Origin of the sequence: Pseudoalteromonas sp. APC 3694 (assembly GCF_030407565.1) — a bacterium.
In the GTDB taxonomy this organism is placed as follows: domain Bacteria; phylum Pseudomonadota; class Gammaproteobacteria; order Enterobacterales; family Alteromonadaceae; genus Pseudoalteromonas; species Pseudoalteromonas tetraodonis.
The window spans coordinates 17,036-32,402 of sequence record NZ_JASDDE010000019.1; the positions used below are offsets into that span (position 1 = coordinate 17,036).

Here is a 15,367-nt window from a genome sequence, read left to right on the forward strand (position 1 = left end):
TAGCTATATTTTTAGTTGTTAAAATGGGAAGAAAACAATGAAATTAAAATCACTTACAATGGCTATTGCGTTAGCTGCAACTAGCGCATCTACTTTCGCAGCCGAGCAAGAAGGCTTTTACATCGGTGCATTCGGCGATTATTACGATGCTTCGTGGAAAAACATGCGTGAGCAAGCTGGCCTTGACGTTAATGAGTCAACAGGCTGGGGTGCTGAATTAGGCTACCGCTTTAATGATTACTGGAGTGCGCGTTTAGAGTACGCAGACCTAGACTTTAATGCTCACGACAAAGTATTGAACAACCGCAACGATATTGACGGCGAACGTTATGGTATCGATGCACTTTACCACTTTGGTGGCGGTCCTTTCTACGGTTTATTTGGTCTGAAAGATATTGATGTTGTTGATGACAACACGTTTTTAAACGCAGGTGTAGGTTACCGACACTTTGTTACAGACAACTTTTTTGTTAATGCTGAAACCAGTGTTTACCAAGGTTTAGATAAAGGCTACACAGATGTTGGCGCTAAATTAGGTATAAACTACTTCTTTGGTCAAAAATCGGCGCCAGTAACACCGGTTGAGCCTGCACCAGAGCCAGAAATTGTTCCTGTGCCGGTAGCACTTGCTGATACAGATAAAGACAGCATCCCTGATGTAGATGATAAATGTGCCAATACACCTATGACAGATGCTGTTGGTAGCGATGGTTGTACACTTTATGAAGATACTGAAGTAACAGTAAGCTTGTTAGTAACATTCCCTAACAATGATTCTTCAGTTTCGCAGCAGTACTTAAATGATATTGACGAAGTAGCGACTTTCTTAAAAGAGTACCCAGATACAACAGTGCTTCTTGAAGGTCATACGTCTGCAGTAGGTAAAGCGTCTTACAATAAATGGTTATCTAAAAAACGTGCTGATGCAGTAGCTAAAAAGCTAATTGCTGATGGTATTGCAGAAGATCGCATTACAACGGTAGGTTTAGGTGAAGAACGCCTTAAAAATGAAGCGAATACGGCAAAAGCGCATGCTGAAAACCGCCGCGTTGAAGCACACGTAAAATCTATTAAACGTGTAAAAGTATTACGTTAATAGTCTCATTATTGAGTAAAAACCCAGCTTAGGCTGGGTTTTTTTATGGCTGCTTAATAGGTATTCATGGGAGTTGGTTTTACTTTGTTAACTATTCATATTATTAATAATCGGTATAACTAGTTGCATAACTGGATGGATTTTAATCTATGCACAAAAGCTTTATAATCGGCAGATAGAATACTATAGGTATTGGGTTATGGTGTGTTTAGTAAACACCACCGAATACTTTAACGTCACCAAGAGGGCAATACTGTGCTACAAGAATATCGTAAACACGTAGAAGAACGTGCCGCGTTAGGTATCGTACCAGCGCCATTAGATGCTCAGCAGACGGCTGATCTTATTGAGCTAATTAAAACGCCACCGGCAGGTGAAGAAGAGTTCATCCTAGAACTACTGATCAACCGCGTACCACCAGGTGTTGATGATGCAGCCTACATTAAAGCAGGCTTTTTAGCGGCTGTTGCTAAAGGTGAAGCTGTTTCTCCGTTGATTTCTAAAGAAAAAGCAGCTGAGTTACTAGGTACTATGCTCGGTGGCTACAATATTGCACCAATGGTTGAACTACTTGATGACGAAGCGTTAGCGCCAATTGTAGTAAAAGGCCTTTCGAACACATTATTAATGTTTGATGCGTTCTACGATGTAGAAGAAAAAGCAAAAGCAGGTAATGCATACGCCAAGCAAATTATAGAGTCTTGGGCTGCTGCAGAATGGTTTGTCAATAAGCCAGCCGTTGCTGAAAAAATCTCTGTTACGGTATTTAAAGTCACTGGCGAGACAAACACAGATGATTTATCACCAGCACCAGATGCGTGGTCACGTCCTGATATTCCGCTTCATGCATTAGCCATGCTTAAAAATGAGCGTGATGGTATTAACCCTGACAAAGACGGTGAAGTAGGTCCAATCACTCAGCTTGAAGAATTAAAAACTAAAGGCTTACCACTTGCTTACGTAGGTGACGTTGTTGGTACAGGCTCTTCGCGTAAGTCTGCAACAAACTCTGTGCTTTGGTTTATGGGTGATGATATCCCATTCGTACCAAACAAGCGCGTGGGTGGTGTATGTTTAGGTAACAAGATTGCGCCTATTTTCTTCAACACAATGGAGGACTCGGGTGCGTTACCAATCGAATTAAATGTTGATGAATTCAACATGGGTGACCAAATCGACATCTACCCTTATGAAGGTGTTGTGAAACGTCATGGTACTGATGATGTGATCTCTACATTTGAACTTAAATCAGAGGTAATTTTAGACGAAGTTCGTGCTGGTGGTCGTATTCCATTGATCATTGGTCGTGGTCTTACAGACAAAGCACGTACATCATTAGGTTTAGGCGCAACTGACGTATTTAAAGTACCAGCAGTGACTGAAGTATCAGACAAAGGCTTTACGCTTGCGCAAAAAATGGTTGGTAAAGCATGTAACGTTGCCGGTATTCGCCCAGGCCAATACTGTGAACCTAAAATGACCACGGTTGGCTCGCAAGATACAACAGGTCCTATGACGCGTGATGAGCTTAAAGACTTAGCCTGTTTAGGTTTCTCTGCAGATTTAACAATGCAGTCTTTTTGTCATACATCCGCTTACCCTAAGCCAATCGATGTAAACACGCACCATACGCTTCCTGATTTTATTATGAATCGTGGCGGTGTATCGCTTCGCCCTGGTGACGGTGTAATTCACTCATGGTTAAACCGTATGTTATTACCAGATACCGTAGGTACGGGTGGTGATTCACATACACGTTTCCCATTAGGTATTTCATTCCCAGCAGGTTCGGGGGCGGTAGCGTTCGCAGCTGCAACGGGTGTAATGCCACTAGATATGCCTGAATCAATTTTGGTTCGTTTTAAAGGTGAAATGCAACCGGGTATCACTTTACGTGACCTTGTACATGCTATCCCTTACTTCGGTATTAAAGAAGGCCTATTAACGGTTGAGAAGAAAGGTAAAATCAACGAATTCTCTGGTCGCATACTAGAAATTGAAGGGGTTGAGCACTTAACGGTTGAGCAAGCGTTTGAGCTATCCGATGCATCTGCAGAGCGTTCAGCTGCTGGCTGTACTGTTAAGCTTTCTAAAGAGTCTATCAGCGAATACCTTGAGTCTAATATTGTTATGCTTAAGTGGATGATTTCTGAAGGTTACGGCGATGTACGTACGATTGAACGTCGTGTTACTGCAATGCAAGACTGGTTAGCAAACCCAGAACTAATGGAAGCGGATAAAGACGCAGAGTACAAACACGTACTTGAAATCGACCTTGCTGAGATTAAAGAGCCAGTACTGTGTGCGCCAAATGATCCTGATGATGCACGCCTACTTTCTGATGTGACAGGCGAAAAAATAGATGAAGTATTTATCGGTTCTTGTATGACTAATATTGGTCACTTCCGTGCTGCAGGTAAATTACTCGATGGCTTTAAAGGGCGTATCCCAACACAGCTTTGGGTTGCTCCACCAACGAAAATGGATAAAGACCAACTTACAGACGAAGGTTACTACGGTATTTTTGGTCGTGTTGGTGCACGTATTGAAACGCCAGGGTGTTCTCTGTGTATGGGTAACCAAGCACGTGTTGCGGACAAAGCAACGGTTGTGTCTACTTCTACACGTAACTTCCCTAACCGTTTAGGTACAGGGGCAAACGTATTCTTAGCATCAGCAGAGCTGGCAGCAGTAGCAGCAATTTTAGGCAAATTACCTACACCTACTGAGTACCAAGAATACGCAGCGAAGATCAATGCAACGGCAGCAGATACCTACCGTTACTTGAACTTTCACCGTATGCCTCAGTACACTAAAAAGGCAGACAACGTAATTATTCAGCAAGCTGTATAATTTATAGAGTGTGTTTAAAAAAACCCGCTTTGGCGGGTTTTTTATTGTCCAAATAAAATATTAGATAGTTAATGCTTCATTTGCTGCATGATTGTATTAATTTTCGTTAAAGGTCGTCATTGATATGGTTAATAAAGCAAAAAATCCTCTCTACATGCATTAAAATCCTCGGCAATATTATCATTATTATAAGCAGGATTTTATGACTACATTAAACAACCAGAACCTTCTGCAACTTCGTTTTATTAACCAAGCAAATATTGATTTGGTTAAGCCTTCTTTTGATAACCTACCTGCAAATCCGTATGCAGATGGTGAATTTCGTAAGCGTCGTTACTCGGTAATTAAATTTCAAAATGGTGAGCTAAAACTTCAAGCTGCCAAAGCGTTTGTTCAAGACGATTCTATTAATACCTTTCAGGGTAATGTTGAGCGTACTTATGAAAACTTAGAGCAGAGCTTACTTGAGTCTCAAGGTATGAAAAGCATTGTAAGTGAGTTTTGTGAGCTTACCGGCATTGATGAAGACCGTGATATTGAAATACATCAATTTAGAATGCTTGCCATTGATAGCGATACGCCTGCAGCCCCAGAAGGTGTGCATCAAGATGGGTTTGAGCATGTTTGTGTATGTGGTGTTTCACACGAAAACCTTGAGGGCGGCGAACTGCTAGTATACGAAAACAAGCAAGCTGAACCGTGTTTTAAAATGGAAATTAAAGACGGTATGTTTGCACTAATTAATGACCGTCAGGTATGGCATAACGCCACGCCAATGAACAAAATTGATGCTAACAAACCAGGTTACCTGGATTGCTTTGTACTAACTGCTTAAGAGAAATAAAATGAATTTAATGCAATTGCGCGCGCAATTTCCTGCTTTAATGCAAACCGTTGATGGTAAGTCACCAATATTTTTAGATGGCCCAGGCGGCTCTCAAGTGCCGCAGTCTGTATTAAATGCAATGACTGCTTATTTAGGGTACTACAACTCAAACTTAGGCGGTGCGTTTTTTTCAAGTGATAAAACGGTTGAGCTGATGGCGAATGCGCGTCAAGCCGCGGCTGATTTGTTAAATGCGCCCAGTGCACAAAATATTGTGTTTGGCCCTAACATGACTAGCCTGACCTTTAGCTTTAGCCGTGCTATTTCACGCGATTGGCAAGCCGGTGATGAGATTATTGTGACCAATGCTGATCATTTTTCAAATGTGTCGTCATGGCAGCAAGCCGCAGAAGATAAAGGCGCTAAGGTTCAAACCGCTTTAATTAACGAGGCTGATTGCAGCTTAGATATGGCGCATTTTGAAAGCCTATTAAACAGTAATACTAAATTAGTTGCCGTTACGTATGCCTCAAACACCACGGGATCTATTAACGACATTAAACGTATTATAGAGCTTGCTCATAATGTGGATGCGTTGGTGTATGTTGATGCGGTGCACTATGCGCCACATGAACTGATTGATGTACAAGCGTTAGGTTGCGACTTTTTAGCTTGTTCTGCATATAAGTTTTTTGGCCCGCACTTAGGCATGGTTTATGGTAAAACTGAGCACTTAGAAGGGTTTACACCTTATAAAGTAGAGCCAGCAAAAGATGTTGCACCAGGTCGTTGGGAAACCGGCACGCAAAGTTTTGAGGCACTTGCAGGCTTTATTGCGGCGGTTGATTACATAGCGGCGATTAGCAAACTTGATGACAGTCACTCACGCCGAGAAAAATTACGTGTTGCGTTTGCTAAAACAAAACAACATGAAATGGCATTGAGTGAATACTTTTTAACGCGTTTAGTTAATTACCCGCGTATCAAGCTATTTGGCATTGATGATCTTGAGCGCTTAAATGAGCGTACGCCAACGTTTGCTTTAACCTTTGAAGGGCTAGAGCCGCGTGAGGTGTCTGAGTTTTTAGGTAAACAGCATATTTGTGTGTGGGATGGTAATTTTTATGCACAAGGCTTATGCAAGCAGTTAGGCGTACTTGATAAAGGCGGCGTAGTGCGTATTGGCTGTATGCATTACAACACAACAGCTGAGCTAGATAAGTTATTTGATTTATTTGATGAGTTACTAGGTTAAAGCCTTACCCATTCAGCACTTTAAAAGCCATAAGTAAAAAACTTGTGGCTTTTTTATTGTCTGATTACTTAGCTTTTTGGCGTTCCATAAATTTGCTCTGCTCGATTAAACAAAACCCATGAGGTTAAAATATACTTATCGTTTGATACTGGCTTATTGCCTCTATGTGTATGCGTAAAGTAGCCTGGGGCAACCACCATACTGCCCTTTTTAGGGGCTATTTTACGATTTTGATAATAAAACTCGGTTTCTCCGCCTTCTTCAACATCATTTAAATAAAACATAAATAACAACACCCGATGCAGTGCTTCATTATGCTGTAGCTGCGGATACACCTCACTGTGCCAATACGGATAACCGCCTTTATTTACTTCGTATTTTTGCGCTTGAATATTACCGAGTCTAAAAATTTGCTGCACCAATAAGGGGAGTTGTGGTTTACCTACCTCGTCATAGTTGGCGTGAGTTAAATCAACCGGTTGTCCTGTTTTTGGGTGATATACCTTTAAACCAAATGCCCCAATCATCATAAAAATATGTTCTTCAATGTAGTTGAAAACATACTGTGCAGTGGTTTGTTGAATATGTTTTAATTGTTCTGCGTATTCAGGATGATTGTTTAAGTATAAATCGTGGCTATCTTTTTTATTAAGATCAACACCGCCCGATGTCATCCCTTGTTTAATATGCGGGCTTTGAGAAAAGGTAGTGATAAAGTTATCGCAAAATTCATTACTGAGCGCGTTGTCATACACGCGGATAAAGTCCGTCATGAGTTACCTGTTTAATTATTATTGGATTATTATGTTTACTGAAAAAGTGATGCCGCGTTTTAGCGAAACGGATGCACTCGGACACATCAACAATACCGTACTCCCCGTATGGTTTGAAGCGGCCCGAGTACCTATTTTTAAATTTTTTACGCCAGATCTAAATCCACACAACTGGAAGTTAATCATTGCTAAAGTTGAAGTGTCGTTTGTTGGCGAACTATTTTATGCCCATGAGGTGACAATTAACACCAGCATAGAGCAGATTGGCAATAGTTCATTTGTGATCCGCCAAGAAGCATGGCAGCAAGATAAGTGCTGCGCCATTGGTAAAACGGTGATGGTACGTTATGACTTTGCTAGCAAAACAAAGCAACCACTTTCGACTGATGAAAAAGCCGCATTAACACAGCACCTTGTAGCAGTTAGTTAATCGCAGCTTAACTATGACAAGCTGGATGTTTAGTTAAATATTGCCCCAAGGCAATGACTTGTTTTTCAGTAAAGCGCAGCCCAAGCTTTGTTCGTCGCCAAAGTATATCTGCGCTGGTTCTTGCCCATTCATGGTTTACTAAGTAATCAACTTCTTGCGCATACAGACCATGACCAAAGTGATAACCTAAATCGCCGATTGCTTGGCTGTTCCCCAGTAATTGATAACTAAGCGTGCCATAGCTGCGAACCATACGTTTTAAGGTGTCGATTGCCAGCCAAGGGTAGCTACTTTCTAACTGAGCGATAAGGTATGTTTGGTTACTAAAGTCGCCGCCTGGTAAAGGGGCATCTTTCGTCCATGAGCCACTCATTTGTGGGTAAAAAGGCGCTAACTTATTAACGGCGTTTTCTGCAAGCTTTCGATAGGTAGTAATTTTACCACCAAACACACTTAATAAAGCGGCATGATCGGTGTCGTTGTTTAATATCAGCTTGTAATCGCGGGTGACGGCTTGAGCATCTGTTGATTTGTCATCTAATAGTGGCCGCACCCCACTAAAGCTGTGCACAATATCGGCCGCGCTTATAGTGTTTTTAAAGTAATGGTTAGTGATACTGATGAGATACTGTATTTCTTGCTCACTAATTTTTACATCAGCAATATCGCCGGTGTACTCTTCATCAGTGGTGCCAATCAGTGAGTAATCTTGCTCATAAGGAATGACAAATACAATGCGGTTATCTTCATTTTGTAAAATATAGGCAACTGGCTCATTGTGGAGTCGGGGCACTACAATATGACTGCCTTTCACAAGGCGAATAGTGTGCGGTGTGGGCTGGGTAAATACATCTTCAAATAATGACGCGACCCATGGGCCTGCGGCATTTACAACACTTTTTGCCTTTATATTTAGGTGCAGCTTGCTGGCTTGTTGCTCTAAAATCACATCCCAATAATCTGCGTTACGCGTTGCTTTAATGCAGCGGGTGCGTGTTGCAATGGTGGCGCCTAAATTATGCGCTGCTTGGGCGTTTAAAATCACTAAACGCGCGTCATCAACCCACCCATCGGCGTATTCAAAGCCATGGGTTATACTGTTGTTAAGTACACTATTGCTGTCAAATTTAATCGCTTTTGAGGCGGGTAAGGTGTCACGTTTCGCTAGGTGATCGTAAATAAATAACCCCACACGAATCATCCAAGAAGGACGTAAGTGTGCTTGGTGCGGTAGCCTAAAAGAAAGCGGCCACATAATATGCGGCGCTTTTTTTAATAGCACTTCACGTTCACGTAATGCCTCTCTTACCAATCTAAATTGATAATTCTCTAAATAGCGAAGCCCGCCATGAATAAGTTTGCTGCTATTAGAGGAGGTTGCAGAGGCTAAATCGTTCTGCTCACATAAAAGTACTTTTAAGCCACGACCACTAGCATCGGCAGCAATGCCAGCGCCATTAATACCGCCGCCAATAATGAGTAAGTCATATTCGTTGTCGTGTGCGCTCATAGATTTTACTCACTCTCGCCGTCAGTGCTATTAGAAAGTCTAACTTGTGCAATGCAATGTAGCCACTTTGCGTATAAATCGTTGCGCTCTTCACTGCTCATGGTTGGTTCAAAGCGACGATCGCTTTTCCACATGCTGGCAAGCTGCGCAGTTGATTCATACACCCCAGTTTGCAAACCGGCTAAGTAAGCAACCCCTAACGAAGTGGTTTCGGTTAGAGTGGGGCGCTCAACGCTTGCGCCTAAAATATTGGCTAAAAACGCCATTGCCCAATTATTGTTTGCCATGCCGCCATCAACTCTTAGAATACTAGGGCGGAGTCCGTCACCTTCCATGGCTTTTTGTAGATCTTTGGTTTGATAACCCACCGACTGCAAGGCAGCTGCCACAATAGTACTAATGCCTGAGTCTCGGGTTAGGCCCAAAATTGCGCCTCGGGCATTTGCATCCCAATAGGGCGCACCTAAGCCTGTAAACGAGGGAACCAAGAATACCCCATGATCCAAGGTAACATCTTTGACGAGGGCTTCACTTTCTCCCGCGTTTTCTAATAACTTTAAGCCTTCTACTATCCACTGCATGGTGGCACCAGCCATAAAAATGCTGCCTTCAATCGCATAGGTTGGTTTGCCGTTGAGCCGATATGCAAGAGTGGTTAATAAACGATTACTTGATTTTAGTGCTTTATCGCCAGTGTTAAGCATTAAAAAGCAGCCCGTGCCGTAGGTGCTTTTTGCCATACCTTCTTCAAAACAGGCTTGACCAATTAAAGCCGCTTGCTGATCGCCAGCAATACCACAAATAGGAATTTCACTACCGAACAACTCGCTGTTTGTTAACCCAAAATCAGCCGCTGAGTCCATCACCTCAGGTAACATAGCCAGTGGAATATCAAATAAAGCCAGTAATTCTTCATCCCAGCATTGCTGATGAATGTTAAACAGTAAAGTTCGTGAGGCATTAGTGGCATCGGTTTTGTGCACTTTACCGTCGGTTAATTGCCACAATAAGTAGGTATCTACCGTGCCAAATGCTAGTTCACCTGCTTGTGCTTGCTCTTTAGCGCCTTTGACGTTATCTAAAATCCAACGAACTTTGGTTGCAGAAAAATAAGGGTCGAGTACTAAACCGGTTTTATCATTCACCATTTTTGTATGCCCAGCATGGCGTAAACTATCGCAATATTCACTGGTGCGTCGGTCTTGCCATACAATCGCGTTATAAATAGGTTGCCCAGTTTTTTTATTCCACACTAAAGTGGTTTCTCGCTGATTAGCAATGCCGATGGCAATTATGTCGGCGGCAGTGACTTGTTGCTGCGCTAAGAGGTTTTTGACGCTGGTTAATACAGTTTGCCAAATATCTACAGGATCGTGTTCAACCCAACCATTTTTTACAAAATGCTGAGGGAAGGTTTGTTGAGCCGTGTCAAAAACCTCGGCATCTTTAGTGTATAAAATAGCTCGAGAGCTTGTCGTTCCTTGGTCAATCGAGAGTATGTATTTAGACATAAAAAATAGTGTTGTTTAATTTAGATAAAGACAGCTTGTCTTTAAGCTAAACGAATAGCAATGCTTTTGCACCATAATGGTTAAAATTATAGATGAGCGAAAGGTAGGGGAGAGAGGTGAACACTCAATTCTGGCGCCTACAATTTAATAGGCGCCAAATAACAACAATTAATTAGCATCCGTTAATTGTTGATGTAGCCAATCTTTTAATACCATTCGGTCGTGTTTTAACTGCTGCATGGCTTCGTCATCTATGGGTGAGTCTTGTAGCTCAAGTACTCGAATTTCTTTATCGATTTCATTATATTGCTTTGCTTTGGTTGCAAAGTTTTCATCGTTTGCATTAAGTTTTGCAATAGTTTGCGTGTAATCAGGAAAATCTTTGGTTAATGAATGGTCTTCGCCTAACATAGGTTACTCCTTAAATGGCTGTTGCATAATGCACGTCACGTTATATAAAAATGATCAGTGACTTGGGGTGACCCCATACAACAGAGCTTGGGCTGATCTAAAATAAATCAACCGTTATTGGTTGTTAGTGTGTCTATTTATGTTTGTTGGGCTGCAAAACGCTGACACCTGCAAAGGCTTCAGTTAGAATATGCCTGCGACAGGCCCTAATTACTTTGAGTACTTTATTGCATGCTTTTAATGATCGATAACTACGACTCGTTCACCTATAACTTGGTACAGTATTTTCAGCGCTTAGATCAAGACGTGTTGGTAAAACGTAACGACCAAATAACGCTGAGTGAGATCAAACAGTTAAACCCAGATCATATTGTGATTTCTCCAGGGCCTAAAAACCCGACTGAAGCGGGAGTGTCGTTATCTGTGGTAGAGCAGTTTAAAGGAGTTTATCCTATATTAGGTATTTGTTTGGGGCACCAAACCATTGCTCAAGTGCTAGGTGGTAAAGTAGTGCGAGCTAAACAGGTTATGCATGGAAAAACATCGCCTATTTATCATCAGCATCAAGGTATGTTTAAAGGTTTACCTAACCCGCTGACAGTGTGCCGCTACCATTCTTTAATTGTTGAAGCACACTCATTGCCTAAAGAACTAGAAGTCACAGCGTGGACTCAAAGCAACACTGGGCAGCGTGATGAAATTATGGGATTATTACATAACGAGCTCGCGCTCGAAGGCGTGCAATTTCATCCTGAAGCAATTTTGACAGAGCAAGGCTTAGCTTTACTTGATAACTTTTTAACACGCTTCTAGGCTTATACCTGCAAGCTATTTACTTTTTCCCCTAAGATAGAGCTTATGACTGACACATTGCAGCAACAGCGTATTGTTAACGTGCTACATCAACGAGCGCATGATTTGCTACTGGGTCATAGTTTTGCCAACCAGCAAATAGGCTTTATTCATACCTTAGATCTCAATGATGGTAAACCGGTTAAAAATCGTACCTTATTAGAAGTTGAAGTGGCCGCTCAGCAAAAGCGTCAACAAAAAAGTACTTCACATCAAAAGTTACAGGCAAAAACCAGTCAAAAATTACATACGGTTATTGAAACCGTGATTGCTAAACGTCTTGAAGACATCGATTTTGTGATTAAAGACACCATTGGCATAGAAGGTAACGTGTGCGCCATACTCGATATACTGGCTACTCGCGCCGCCTCGGTTGGCCGTTTAGAGCCGCTAGTTAACGATTTAAACTGGCTTGGACGAGAGCTGGTTACCTTAGTTAATTTACCTTTTTATCGTAAGCAACGCAGTAAAGGCACCTCAGTCAAAGTAGATACCCCAGCGTTGGCATTACGTTATTTGGGCTTAGATAACCTGCAACTTGTAGTGCCTACTTTTGCAGTGCGCCATTGGATGCCACATAGCACAGAACCCTTCACGTTATTAAAGCGCAGGTTAAAAGACAACACCATGTCGTGTGCAATTGCAGCGCAAACGCTTGCCCAGCTTAACGGGGTAAACCCAATGCATGCGTTTACATTGGGCATGTTACTTAATGTAGGGCAAATTGCTTTAGTGCGCTTATACCTAAAAGTGTTTGATCAGGTATGGCAGCGCAAAGTACTGCGTGCTCGTGAAGAAGGTGATAAAAACTTACACACCGCGCTATTAGAGCTAAAACCAGATCCGTTATTTTTAACAACACTGCTGAATGAAAAATCACTGCTTGTTAGCGCTAAGGTGATTGAGAACATGTCATTTAAATATTTGCCGCTTGACAGTGTTATGCAGCAGTTAGTGAATGGAGTAGCAAAGGGCGATAGTTTATTGCCATTAGCGCAAGTAATTTTAAAAGCGCGTTGTTACTCTCAATACTTAAATTTAAAAGAGCACCAGCTTATTGAAGACGATGAATTACAAAGCTGGTTTAGCTATTATCAGTTCACTAAAAAAGAGTTAGATACCTTACAAACGGGTAATTTTACTAATTTGGCACTCCAAATCGATTAAATCTGTTAATTTTTTTGCGACTATTCATTCACTTTAATTCTACTTCTTCATGTGCTGTTGGTTTATAAGCGCCATGCCTTTTTCGTTGTAGAGGCGCTTACTAAGGTAAGCATGCGTTATTTTTAGCTGCCAAATAGTTATTCACTATCTATGAAATAATATCTTAAGCCCTTTATTTTAAAGGGGTACATGAAAGTTTTTGAAGAGACATAACTCCAAATTTCTGAAATAATGAGCGCCTGAAAATTGAACCACAACGTAGTTTCAGGCAAATATAATCGTATTAATTTTGCCCACCTATTTGGTTATTAACAATAATCACATCCCTATTCTACTGCTTTGTGATGCACACAATTAAGAGGAAATAAAATGACAGTCAATCGCGAATTATTTGATCACGTAATGGTTCCTAACTACGCACCTTCAAGCGTAATTCCAGTTCGAGGCGAAGGCTCTCGTGTATGGGATCAACAAGGACGAGAGTTTATCGACTTTGCTGGTGGTATTGCCGTTAACTGTCTTGGCCATTGCCATCCTGCATTAGTAGGTGCATTAAAAGAGCAGGGCGAAAAAATTTGGCATTTATCTAATGTAATGACCAATGAGCCAGCGCTTCGCTTAGCTAAGAAAATGGTTGATGCGACTTTTGCAGAAAAAGTTTACTTTGCAAACTCAGGCGCAGAAGCAAACGAAGCGGCACTTAAATTAGCGCGTCGTTTTGCGCTTGATAAATTTGGCGCGGAAAAGTCGCAAATTATCGCCTTTAATAAAGGTTTCCATGGTCGTACCTTCTTCACGGTTACTGTAGGCGGTCAAGCGGCTTACTCTGACGGTTTTGGTCCTAAGCCAGGCGACATTGTTCATTGTGACTACAATGACCTTGCCGCATTTGAAGCGTTGATTAGCGATAACACCTGTGCGGTAATGATGGAGCCAATTCAAGGCGAAGGCGGTATCATTTCGCCAACTGACGAATTTGCTCAAGGCGTTCGTGATTTATGTACTAAGCACAATGCATTGCTAATTTTTGATGAAGTGCAATCAGGTGTTGGCCGTACAGGTGAGCTATATGCATACCAAGGTTTAAACGTAGTGCCTGATATTTTAACTTCAGCAAAAGCTCTCGGTGGCGGTTTCCCAATTGGCGCTATGCTAACAACCACTGAAATTGCACAGCACCTCAAAGTAGGTACTCATGGTTCTACTTACGGCGGTAACCCATTAGCGTGTGCAGTTGCAGAAGCCGCATTTGATACTGTAAATAACCCAGAAGTTTTAGCGGGCGTTAAAGCAAAGTCGGCGTTATTTACTGAGCTATTAAATGCCATTAACGATAAGTACAACGTATTTAGTGAAATTCGTGGCCAAGGTTTATTAATTGGTGCTGTGGTAAACGAGCAATACAAAGGCCGTGCAAAAGAGTTTTTAGTTGCCGGTACTGAGCATGGCTTAATGTCATTGGTTGCTGGTGCTGATGTGGTTCGTTTCACTCCATCTTTAGTCATACCTGAAGCGGATATTCGCGAAGGTATGGCACGCTTTGAAAAAGCAGTAGCCCACGTTGTAAATGCGTAATTGCTAATTCAACTGCTTTAGGGGCAAACGTAGTTTGCCCTGCAGTTCCTATTTACCGTTATATATAAGGGAGTAAGCGGATTCATGATGATCCTTCGCCCAATCCAAAAAAGTGATTATGCAGCTTTAGTAACCATCGCCGACGAGTCGGGACATGGCTTTACTTCTTTGCCTAATAATGAAGAGTTATTACAAAAGAAGATAGCGCATTCAGTTAACTCATTTACAAAAACAACATCACAACCAGGTGATGAGGGTTACTTATTTGTTCTTGAAGATACTGAAACTGGTGAAGTAGTCGGTACTTCAGGTATTGAAGCCGCAGTTGGCTTAGATGACGCATTTTATCATTATCATTTGAGTAAAGTGATTCACTCTTCGCGCACGCTAGATGTGTATAAAGCGGTAGATATTCTCACCCTTTGTAATGACTACACTGGGGCGACAGAGCTGTGCACACTGTTTTTAAAAGACGGCTATCGTAAAAATTATAACGGTAAGCTGCTTTCAAAAGCGCGTTTTATGTTTATAAAACAGCATCAACAACGCTTTGCACAAACCGTTATTGCAGAAATGCGCGGTGTATCTGACGAAAACGGTAGTAGCCCGTTTTGGCAGTGGCTTGAAGAGCACTTTTTCTCAATGGATTTTCCAACCGCAGATTATCTGACGGGAATAGGGCAAAAAGTATTTATTGCTGAGCTTATGCCTAAATACCCAATTTACGTCAACTTATTGAGTAAAGACGCGCAAGCGGTTATAGGTCAAGTGCATGACAATACGCGCCCTGCAATTCAACTATTAAAAAGTGAAGGTTTTACTTTTAATGGTTACGTTGACATTTTTGATGCGGGTCCAACCGTTGAAGCAAAAGTAGATAACATTGCGACAATTCGCAATGCACAAAACTTTAGCGTTGAAATTGGCGAAATGACAGGCGATACCATGGTGTTGTTAGCCAATGACAAACTTGAAGACTTTAGAGCAACAGTAGCGCCAATGGTATTTGACGAGCGCTCAAACAGCCTGGTATTAACACAGCAACTTGCTGATGCATTACATTTGAAATCGGGCGATTTTGTTACTGCTACCCCAGTTTAATTTAGGA

General features: G+C 41.7%; 13 protein-coding genes. 9 read left to right on the top strand and 4 right to left on the bottom strand.

The genetic code is table 11. The features are described from left to right. Positions 1–37 precede the first annotated feature (37 nt). The 4 genes from QMA00_RS08600 to QMA00_RS08615 all read left to right on the top strand — a co-directional run bounded on the left by QMA00_RS08600 (position 38) and on the right by QMA00_RS08615 (position 6,030). Positions 38–1,096 carry an OmpA family protein gene (locus QMA00_RS08600; RefSeq protein WP_069440232.1) on the top strand — a complete coding sequence of 353 codons (1,059 nt, stop codon included), beginning with the start codon at positions 38–40 and terminating at the stop codon, positions 1,094–1,096. Between the two features lie 255 nt (positions 1,097–1,351). Beyond that, entirely contained in the window at positions 1,352–3,949 is a 2,598-nt protein-coding gene (gene acnB, locus QMA00_RS08605) for a bifunctional aconitate hydratase 2/2-methylisocitrate dehydratase (RefSeq protein WP_076922675.1), read from the top strand. 202 nt (positions 3,950–4,151) lie between these two features. Next, the gene (locus QMA00_RS08610) at positions 4,152–4,784 is read left to right on the top strand and encodes a 2OG-Fe dioxygenase family protein (RefSeq protein ID WP_036980968.1); all 633 of its coding nucleotides are present in this window, start codon (positions 4,152–4,154) and stop codon (positions 4,782–4,784) included. 10 nt (positions 4,785–4,794) lie between these two features. Next, the gene (locus QMA00_RS08615; protein WP_069440234.1) at positions 4,795–6,030 is read left to right on the top strand and encodes a cysteine desulfurase-like protein; all 1,236 of its coding nucleotides are present in this window, start codon (positions 4,795–4,797) and stop codon (positions 6,028–6,030) included. A 68-nt stretch (positions 6,031–6,098) separates the two neighbouring features. On the opposite strand, the gene QMA00_RS08620 is transcribed toward QMA00_RS08615, so the two are convergent. Then, the gene (locus QMA00_RS08620) at positions 6,099–6,803 is read right to left on the bottom strand and encodes a 2OG-Fe(II) oxygenase (RefSeq protein WP_036980972.1); all 705 of its coding nucleotides are present in this window, start codon (positions 6,801–6,803) and stop codon (positions 6,099–6,101) included. A gap of 31 nt (positions 6,804–6,834) precedes the next feature. On the opposite strand from QMA00_RS08620, the gene QMA00_RS08625 reads away from it, so the two are divergent. Next, the gene (locus QMA00_RS08625) at positions 6,835–7,233 is read left to right on the top strand and encodes a thioesterase family protein (protein WP_076922688.1); all 399 of its coding nucleotides are present in this window, start codon (positions 6,835–6,837) and stop codon (positions 7,231–7,233) included. 7 nt (positions 7,234–7,240) lie between these two features. On the opposite strand, the gene glpD is transcribed toward QMA00_RS08625, so the two are convergent. The 3 genes from glpD to QMA00_RS08640 all read right to left on the bottom strand — a co-directional run bounded on the left by glpD (position 7,241) and on the right by QMA00_RS08640 (position 10,665). Continuing rightward, entirely contained in the window at positions 7,241–8,743 is a 1,503-nt protein-coding gene (gene glpD / locus QMA00_RS08630) for a glycerol-3-phosphate dehydrogenase (protein ID WP_076922674.1), read from the bottom strand. Positions 8,744–8,748: 5 nt separating this feature from the next. Next, positions 8,749–10,254, bottom strand: coding sequence for a glycerol kinase GlpK (gene glpK / locus QMA00_RS08635; protein ID WP_076922673.1), 1,506 nt, complete (start codon positions 10,252–10,254; stop codon positions 8,749–8,751). Positions 10,255–10,422: 168 nt separating this feature from the next. Continuing rightward, the gene (locus QMA00_RS08640; protein ID WP_013463823.1) at positions 10,423–10,665 is read right to left on the bottom strand and encodes a YdcH family protein; all 243 of its coding nucleotides are present in this window, start codon (positions 10,663–10,665) and stop codon (positions 10,423–10,425) included. A 231-nt stretch (positions 10,666–10,896) separates the two neighbouring features. Between QMA00_RS08640 and QMA00_RS08645 the strand changes: the two genes are divergently transcribed. The 4 genes from QMA00_RS08645 (at position 10,897) to astA (ending at position 15,360) form a co-directional block, all read left to right on the top strand. Next, positions 10,897–11,478, top strand: a complete 582-nt coding sequence (locus QMA00_RS08645; protein WP_036980977.1) for an aminodeoxychorismate/anthranilate synthase component II — start codon at positions 10,897–10,899, stop codon at positions 11,476–11,478. A 45-nt stretch (positions 11,479–11,523) separates the two neighbouring features. Next, positions 11,524–12,684, top strand: a complete 1,161-nt coding sequence (locus tag QMA00_RS08650; protein ID WP_076922672.1) for an HDOD domain-containing protein — start codon at positions 11,524–11,526, stop codon at positions 12,682–12,684. A 369-nt stretch (positions 12,685–13,053) separates the two neighbouring features. Continuing rightward, positions 13,054–14,259: an aspartate aminotransferase family protein gene (locus QMA00_RS08655; protein WP_013463826.1), complete on the top strand. Its 1,206-nt coding sequence runs from the start codon at positions 13,054–13,056 to the stop codon at positions 14,257–14,259. 84 nt (positions 14,260–14,343) lie between these two features. Further along, on the top strand, positions 14,344–15,360 hold the full coding sequence (gene astA / locus QMA00_RS08660) for an arginine N-succinyltransferase (protein WP_076922671.1): 1,017 nt from the start codon (positions 14,344–14,346) through the stop codon (positions 15,358–15,360). The last annotated feature ends 7 nt before the right edge of the window (positions 15,361–15,367 follow it).